We start from the raw sequence: 7,317 nt of genomic DNA on the forward strand, positions 1-7,317 counted from the left end.
CCCGCCGGCGACGGGTCCGGCATGAGCGGCGAACGGTGGAGTGCGGCCGTCCACCGTTCGGTGGACGGCGGGTCCACGGCCCGGTGGCGGCGGGGTGGTGTCCGGCGGCGGCCCGGCGGGTCCCGGTGGGTCCCGGCGGGTCCCGCTGGTGGCTCCGGCGGGCCGGCCATGGTTGGCTGCTGGGGTGCGCCCTCCGCTGACCCCCTCTCCACTGAGCCCCGCTCCACTGAGCCCCGCTCCACTGCCCCCCCGTTCCGACGGCACCGCGGCCGTCATCGGCAGCGGCCCCAACGGCCTGGCCGCGGCCGTGGTGCTGGCCCGGGCCGGGCTCCAGGTCACGGTGTACGAGGCGGCCGGGCAGTTCGGCGGCGGGCTGCGCACCGTCCCGCTGTTCGAGCCCGACACCGTCCACGACATCTGCGCGGCCGGACACCCGATGGCCGCCGCCTCGCCCTTCTTCCAGGCCTTCGACCTGCCCGCGCACGGGGTCCGGCTGCTCACCCCGGAGCTCTCCTACGCCCATCCGCTCGCCGCCGGCCGGGCCGCCCTGGCCTGGCGCGACCTGGCCGCCACCGCCGCGGGTCTGGGAGCGGACGGCCCGGCCTGGACCCGGCTGATGGCGCCGCTGATGGAGCACAGCCGGGAGCTGGTCGGTCTGATGCTGTCCGATCTGCGCCGCCCGCCCGCCGATCCGGCGCTCGCCCTGCTGCTGGCGCCCCGGATGCTGCGCCACGGCACCGTGCTGGCGCATCGTCAGTTCCGCGGAGAGGAGGCCGGCGCGCTGCTCTCCGGGGTGGCCGCGCACGCCTTCGGTCGGCTGCCCAGCCCGACCGGCGGGGCCATCGCGCTGCTGCTGGGCCATCTCGCCCACACCAGCGGCTGGCCGGTCCCCGAGGGCGGCAGCGCCGCCATCGCCCGGGCCCTGGCCGACGACCTGGGCGCGCACGGCGGGAAGATCCACACCGGGGTGCGGATCGACGACCTGCGCGAGGTGCGGCCGGCCGGCATCGTCCTGGCCGACCTCGGCCCCCGGGAGTTCCTGCGGGTCGCCGGCCCGGCCCTGCCCCCGCGCTACGCCGCCGCACTGTCCGCCTTCCGCTACGGCCCGGCCGCCGCCAAGACCGACTTCCTGCTGTCCGAACGCGTCCCGTGGACCCATCCCGACCTGGCCCGGGCCGGGACGGTGCACATCGGCGGCACCCGGGCCGAGGTCTTCGCCCAGGAGACCCGCAACGCCCGCGGACTGGCCTCGGAACGCCCGTTCGTGCTGGTGATGGACCCGGTCGCGGCCGATCCCGGCCGGGGCCGCCCGGGCAGGTACCCGCTGTGGGCCTACGCCCATGTGCCGCACGGCAGCCCGGCCGACGCGAGCGCGGAGATCATCGCCAGGATCGAGGAGCACGCCCCGGGCTTCCGCGACACCATCACCGCGCAACGTTCGCTCAACGCCCAGCAGTTGGAGGCCTACAACCCCAACTACGCGGGCGGGGACATCAGCGCCGGTGCGGTGACGCTGCGTCAGAGCCTCCTGCGGCCGGTCGCCCGGTGGGATCCCTACCGGACCCCGCTCCCGGGCGTCTACCTCTGCTCCGCCGCCACTCCGCCGGGACCGGGCGTGCACGGCATGTCCGGCTACCTCGCCGCCCGCTCGGCGCTGCGCCGGGAGCTGGGCATCCGCATCCCCAGACTCCCGGCGCCGCACGCTCGTTGACCGGGCGTCAGCCCGGTCCGGCGGGCGTCAGTCCAGCCTCGCGTCGAAGGCCAGCTCCCGCGCCAGCTGCTCGACCCGCTCCTCGGCCAGGCCCCGGGCGGCGAACCAGGCGCCGACGTTGCGGACGTCCCGTTCGAGGAAGGATCGGCCGCGGGGGTTGGCGATCACATCGACGATCTGCGGGACGTCGATGATCACCAGGCGCCCCTCGTGCACCAGGATGTTGTAGGCGGACAGGTCGCCGTGGGCGTAGCCGGCCCGGGCGAACAGCGAGAGGTTGCGGGTCAGCTGCTCCCAGAGGTCCTCCAGGTCGGCGTCCTCGCTGCGGAGCTGGGCCAGCCGCGGCGCGGCCGTACCGGAGGGTTCGCCGATGAACTCCATCAGGATCTCGGTGCCGGTGATCTGCACCGGATAGGGCACCGCCACGCCGGAGGACCACAGCCGGCACAGCGCCGAGAACTCGGCGTTGGCCCACTGCCCGGCGATGGCCTGCTTGCCGAAGTCGGTGCGCTTGGCCATGGCCCGGCTGATCCGGGACTCCTTGTGGGCCCGGCCCTCCAGGTAGCCGGAGTCGCGGTGGAACATCCGGTGCTGCCCGTCGCGGTAGCGCTTGGCGGCCAGCAGGGTGCGCCGGTCGGTGCCGGGCACGCCGCGCTCCAGCAGGAAGACGTCGCCCTCCTTGCCGGTCTTGACGATGCCGAGCTCGGTGTCGACGGCGCCGAGCTCCGTCACCACCCAGTCGGGGCGCGGCTCGGGCCCCTTCTCGGTCGGGGTCGACTGGTCCCAGGTGCTCCAGCGGTCGCCCTCGGGCGGGCCGTCGGGCACGGAGCCGCCGGCAGGGCCGTCGGCACCGGCGTCGAGGTCGGGGTCGATGAGGGTGAAGTAGTCGGCGTACTCGGCCTCCTCGTCGAGGCGGTTGCGCCTGCCGCCGCCCTTGGGGCGCACGCGGCTGAAGGTGTCACTGTCGGACTGGGCACGGTCGAAAGAGCGTTCACGCATCTGGAGGGGCTCCTGTGGGGTGGCCCACCGGAGCGCGTGGTCAGCTCAGCCGGCAGGCAGGTGATGAGAGAAGAAGGGTGAAGAGGCGTCTGGCGCGCAGGCGTGAGCGCGCCGCGTGATGGCGGCAACCACGGAGACGCACCTCCTCTCTCGTCACGACCGGGCGATCGACAGCCCGGTGTTGCAGGAACTCGATCACCTTAGCGAGTCCTCGGCACAGCGCAACCGAATTAATCGGGGTCGAGCACGGCCAGCTCCAGCGCCCGCAGCCGGGCCGGGTCGGCGATCACCTCGTACCCGGTGATCAGCCCGTCCCCGACGGTGAAGGTCAGCGCGACCCGCAGCCGTCCACCCGGTGCCACCACCGCTCCCACCTGCCCGTTCACCAGCAGCACCGCGGCGGTCCCGGCCCGGCGCCCGAACGCGGCGACGCCCTCCAGCACCGCCGCCCGGCCGCGGGCAAGGGTCGCCGCACCGGCCGGCACGGCGGCGCGGTCGGACCGGCGGACCACCTCCGGGGCCAGCACCGCGACCAGCGCGTCCAGGTCCCCGCCACGGGAGGCGGTGAGGAACGCCTCGACGACGTGCCGGTGGGCGTCCAGCTCGGCGCGGGGGAGCAGCGGGGCGCCGTGGACCCGTTGCCGGGCCCGGCTGGCCAGCTTCTTGGCGGCGGCCGGTGAGCGCTCCAGTACCGTGGCGATCTGCTCGAACGGGACCGCGAAGAGGTCGTGCAGCACGAAGGCGACCCGCTCGGCGGGACCAAGCCGGTCCAGCACCACCAGCAGGGCGCGGCCGACCGAGTCGACCAGCAGCGCCTCCTGCTCGGGGTCGGCGTGCTCCCCGTCGTCGCTGATCCGGTCGGACACCTGCTGCCCGACCGGGTCCTCCGGCCGAGCGGTCCGGGACCGCAGCATGTCCAGGCAGATCCGGGAGACGACCGTGGTCAGCCAGGCGGCCAGATTGTCGATCCCGTCCGCGTCGACCCGGCCCAGCCGCAGCCAGGCCTCCTGGACGGCGTCCTCCGCCCCGCCGAGCGAGCCGAGCATCCGGTGGGCGACGGCCCGCAACCGGGGCCGCTCCGTCTCGAACCGGAGTGCCAGCGCATCGCGCCCGTCGTCCATCGGTCACCTTTCTCCACCGCTCCCCGTCGACCCTACGACGGACCCGACCGGGCCGAAGTGACCACCCGCGGAGGAGCGACCATGACCACGAGCGTGACCACGACCACGAGCATGACCACGACCACGACCCGACCGGTGACCGCCCTGGACCAGCCGCTGCTGCGGTCCGTGGACCTGGGGGACCTGCGGCTGCCCAACCGGGTGGTGATGGCCCCGCTCACCCGGGCCCGAACGGGCAACGACGGCCTGGTGCCGACCGGGCTGAACGCCGCCTACTACGGCCAGCGGGCGACAGCCGGGCTGATCGTCACCGAGGGCACCTGGGTCAGTCCCCGGGCGATCGGCTTCGTCGACGTCCCGGGGATCTGGAGCGAGGAGCAGGTCGCCGGTTGGCGGCGGGTGACCGCGCTGGTGCACACCCTGGGCGGCCGGATCGTGCAGCAGCTCTGGCACACCGGCTCCGTCTCGCACCCGGAGCACCTCGGCGGTGCGCTCCCGGCCGGGCCCTCGGCGGTCAACCCGCACGAGATGTCCTTCACCGCCACCGGCCGCCAGGACACCGTCACGCCGAGGGAGATGACCGCCGCGGAGATCGCCGGCACCGTCGCCGACTACCGCGCTGCGGCGGCCAACGCCCGGCGCGCGGGGTTCGACGGGGTCGAGATCGGCGCCCCCGGCACCTACCTGATCCCGCAGTTCCTCAACCCGCGGCTGAACCTGCGCTCCGACCGCTACGGCGGCGACCGCGCCGGACGGCGGCGTCTGCTGCTGGAGATCGTCGACGCGGTCGCCGAGCCCTGGGAGGGCCGGCGGGTCGGGGTCCGGCTCTCGCCGCACTGGACCTCCGGTGACCGCTTCACCGCCGACGAGCAGCTCCTCGCCGACTACGACGAGCTGGTGTCCGAGCTGAACCGGCACCCGGTGGCCTATCTGCACCTGCGCGGCCCGGGCCCGGCCGCCCCGGGGGCCGCGCCCGCGCTGGCCCCGTTCGCCCGCTACCGGCACCGCTTCGACGGCCCGCTGATCGTCAACAACGGCTTCGACCGCGCCTCCGCCAACGCCGCGATCGATACCGGCACCGCCGACGCGGTGTCCTTCGGGGCGCACTTCATCGCCAACCCCGACCTGGTCACCCGCTTCGCCCTGGGCCGCGAGCCCGCGGCCGGCGACCCGGCCACCTTCTACTCCGGCGGCACCCGCGGCTACACCGACTACCCGCTCAGCACCTGGGAAACGACACCGGGGTCCAGCTCCGAAGAGCTGGACCCCAGGTCCTGCTAGCTGTGCGCCGCCAGGGACTCGAACCCCGGACCCGCTGATTAAGAGTCAGCTGCTCTAACCAACTGAGCTAGCGGCGCGTGCTGACCTGAGAGAGATTACATGATCCGACGGGAATCTCCGAATCGGTATCCTCGGTGGCGCGGGATCACCCGCGCCGGACAGATCCGCACGTCACCTACGGGGGAACGTATGACCGAGAGCCGCGCCGCCGGGAGCACCGAGGCGGTGGACGCCCACGCTGTGGCTGAGCTGACCCGTCTGCGGGGGAGTATCGACAACATCGACGCGGCGATCGTGCACATGCTCGCCGAGCGGTTCAAGTGCACCCAGGAGGTCGGGCGGCTCAAGGCCGAGTACCGGCTGCCGCCGGCCGATCCGGGCCGGGAGCGCGAGCAGATCGAGCGGCTGCGGGTGCTCGCCGAGAGCGCCAGGCTGGACCCGGCCTTCGCGGAGAAGTTCCTGAACTTCATCATCGCCGAGGTCATCCGCCACCACGAGACCATCGCCAGGGCCTGAAGGAGACCGCAGCCTGAAGGAGACCGCCGCCCGAAGCGGGCCGCTGACCCGCTCGGCCGAACCCCTCTCGCCGCTCACCGGCGGCTGTCGCAGGCTGGACAGCAGTCGATAGAGGACTTCGAGGGCGAGGAGCCGACTCCATGGCCAGGCGAAACGGGTACCGGACGGCGGCCGGGGCAGCGGCGGCCGCCGTCCTCGCCGGGGCGGTGCTGACCGGCTGCGGCAGCAGCGGGGCGGCCTCCTCCGCGGTCTCGGCGGCGCAGTCGGCCGCGTCCGGACTGGCGTCCAGCGCGCGGGACGCCCTGGCCTCGGCCTCGGCGGCGGCGTCCTCGGCGCTGGCCCGGGTCAAGGACGGCGTCGACGCCAAGGGTGACGTCTCGCTCGGCTCCCCCAGCACCGGATCGGACGGGAGGACCGCCGTCGAGGTCACCGTCAAGAACAGCGACTCCAGCGCCCACGACTACACCGTGACCGTCAACTTCCGCGACAGCGGCGGGAATCTGCTGGACGCCGGAGTGCTGAACATCGACAACGTCGCGGCCGGGGGCACCGGCACCGGAACGGTGCACAGCAACCGCGCCCTGAGCGGGACGGTCACCGCGGAGGTCGGCGCCGCGCTGCGGCACTGACCGGAGCGGGGGTGGTCGCCGCCGCAGCGGGTAGGAGCAGCGCAGCAACCCCGCTCCTGCCGCTGCGAGGGAACCATGAAGAAGGCCGCTGCCCTGCCCGCCGCCAAGCGACGGCACCTGGACCGGATGTCCGTCGGCCGCTTCGCCTGGGGTCTGTACCGGGAGACCCGACGTCCCGGCTCGCCCGGGCTGGTTCGCCGGCTGGCCGCCGCGCCGCTGCTGGTCAAGGACGTGACCTTCGGCCGCTACCCGGGTCTGACGCCGGGTCGGCTCTACGGCTTCTTCCTGCTGATGGCGGTGTACGTGATCAGTCCCATCGACGCGATCCCCGACTTCATCCCGGTCATCGGCTGGGGCGACGACACCCTGGTGGTGCTCTGGTTCATGAACGGCCTGGTCCGCGAGTCGGGTCGGTACGTCGAGTGGAGGCGGGCCGGCCGGCCGGGCCGCTAGCCCGGCCGGCGGGCGTCCCGCAGCGTCAGCACGGCGGCGCCCAGCAGCGAGCCCAGCCCCAGCAGGTTGGCCGCGGACCAGATCGCCGCGGGCGCCTCCAACTGGGCCTTGCCGCCCAGCAGCGGCCGGAGCAGCCCGCCGCCGCGCAGGTACACCATCGTCTCCGGGGTGCCGTCGGGCGCCGGGCAGGGGCCGGCGAAGCGCAGCTCCTCGATGTCGCCGTCCGGGGTGAGCACCGAGCACTGGTAGTAGGCGGTGCCGTGGCTGCCGGTCTCCAGCTGCTGGGAGTCGATCGAGCCCCGCCCCTGGGTGCCCAGCACGAGCATGCAGGCCTGGGCGGCGCAGAAGGAGCCGGCCACCAGCAGCAGCGAGCCGGCCAGGTACAGCCGCCGCACCGGGCGCGGCGGGCCGGCCTTCAGGTACACGGTGCGGCGCAGCAGCAGGACGTAGCAGACGATCAGGGCGACCGCGCCGAGCACGGCGCCGAAACCCAGGTCGAGTGCGGCCAGCCCGGTGGTGGTGGCCGTGGCGGCCAGCAGGATCACCCCCCAGGCCGGGAGCGCCCCGGCGGCCCGCGGCGGCCCGGCCGGCCGCCGCGGCACGGGCC

The 7,317-nt window shown here is 74.3% G+C and carries 8 protein-coding genes and 1 tRNA gene; 5 read left to right on the forward strand and 4 right to left on the reverse strand.

Annotated features, from left to right (window positions below; all coding sequences use genetic code 11):
• Window positions 1-184: 184 nt before the first annotated feature.
• Window positions 185-1,711, forward strand: a complete 1,527-nt coding sequence (locus tag ABUW04_RS38250; protein WP_380568903.1) for a phytoene desaturase family protein — start codon at window positions 185-187, stop codon at window positions 1,709-1,711.
• A 27-nt stretch (window positions 1,712-1,738) separates the two neighbouring features.
• Here the strand turns inward: ABUW04_RS38250 and ABUW04_RS38255 are convergent, their stop codons facing one another.
• The gene (locus ABUW04_RS38255) at window positions 1,739-2,710 is read right to left on the reverse strand and encodes a serine protein kinase RIO (protein WP_030250181.1); all 972 of its coding nucleotides are present in this window, start codon (window positions 2,708-2,710) and stop codon (window positions 1,739-1,741) included.
• 230 nt (window positions 2,711-2,940) lie between these two features.
• Complete coding sequence (locus tag ABUW04_RS38260; RefSeq protein WP_380568905.1) at window positions 2,941-3,831, reverse strand: sigma-70 family RNA polymerase sigma factor; 891 nt, start codon at window positions 3,829-3,831, stop codon at window positions 2,941-2,943.
• Between the two features lie 81 nt (window positions 3,832-3,912).
• On the opposite strand from ABUW04_RS38260, the gene ABUW04_RS38265 reads away from it, so the two are divergent.
• A complete protein-coding gene (locus ABUW04_RS38265; RefSeq protein WP_380568906.1) occupies window positions 3,913-5,112 on the forward strand; it encodes an alkene reductase in 1,200 nt (399 codons plus the stop codon).
• Between the two features lie 3 nt (window positions 5,113-5,115).
• Here the strand turns inward: ABUW04_RS38265 and ABUW04_RS38270 are convergent.
• Window positions 5,116-5,189 (reverse strand) — tRNA-Lys (locus ABUW04_RS38270).
• A gap of 112 nt (window positions 5,190-5,301) precedes the next feature.
• Between ABUW04_RS38270 and ABUW04_RS38275 the strand changes: the two genes are divergently transcribed.
• The 3 genes from ABUW04_RS38275 to ABUW04_RS38285 all read left to right on the forward strand — a co-directional run bounded on the left by ABUW04_RS38275 (window position 5,302) and on the right by ABUW04_RS38285 (window position 6,710).
• Window positions 5,302-5,628 (forward strand): chorismate mutase, encoded by a 327-nt coding sequence (locus tag ABUW04_RS38275; protein ID WP_380568907.1) that lies wholly within the window; start codon window positions 5,302-5,304, stop codon window positions 5,626-5,628.
• Between the two features lie 140 nt (window positions 5,629-5,768).
• Complete coding sequence (locus tag ABUW04_RS38280) at window positions 5,769-6,257, forward strand: hypothetical protein (protein WP_380568908.1); 489 nt, start codon at window positions 5,769-5,771, stop codon at window positions 6,255-6,257.
• Between the two features lie 75 nt (window positions 6,258-6,332).
• The gene (locus ABUW04_RS38285; protein WP_380568909.1) at window positions 6,333-6,710 is read left to right on the forward strand and encodes a YkvA family protein; all 378 of its coding nucleotides are present in this window, start codon (window positions 6,333-6,335) and stop codon (window positions 6,708-6,710) included.
• On the opposite strand, the gene ABUW04_RS38290 is transcribed toward ABUW04_RS38285, so the two are convergent.
• Window positions 6,707-7,317: hypothetical protein (locus ABUW04_RS38290; protein WP_380568910.1), on the reverse strand; the 611-nt coding region annotated here is incomplete at its 5' end. The genes ABUW04_RS38285 and ABUW04_RS38290 overlap by 4 nt on opposite strands.

Origin of the sequence: Streptacidiphilus jeojiensis, from assembly GCF_042510965.1 — a bacterium.
GTDB classification, from domain to species: domain Bacteria; phylum Actinomycetota; class Actinomycetes; order Streptomycetales; family Streptomycetaceae; genus Streptacidiphilus; species Streptacidiphilus jeojiensis.

What these genes read in the sequence shown, in the direction of transcription:
- ABUW04_RS38285 (WP_380568909.1), top strand. Translation starts at nt 6,333, where the DNA reads ATGAAGAAGGCCGCTGCCCTGCCCGCCGCCAAGCGACGGCACCTGGAC.
- ABUW04_RS38265 (WP_380568906.1), top strand. Translation starts at nt 3,913, where the DNA reads ATGACCACGAGCGTGACCACGACCACGAGCATGACCACGACCACGACC.
- ABUW04_RS38280 (WP_380568908.1), top strand. Translation starts at nt 5,769, where the DNA reads ATGGCCAGGCGAAACGGGTACCGGACGGCGGCCGGGGCAGCGGCGGCC.
- ABUW04_RS38260 (WP_380568905.1), bottom strand. Translation starts at nt 3,831, where the DNA reads ATGGACGACGGGCGCGATGCGCTGGCACTCCGGTTCGAGACGGAGCGG.
- ABUW04_RS38255 (WP_030250181.1), bottom strand. Translation starts at nt 2,710, where the DNA reads ATGCGTGAACGCTCTTTCGACCGTGCCCAGTCCGACAGTGACACCTTC.
- ABUW04_RS38275 (WP_380568907.1), top strand. Translation starts at nt 5,302, where the DNA reads ATGACCGAGAGCCGCGCCGCCGGGAGCACCGAGGCGGTGGACGCCCAC.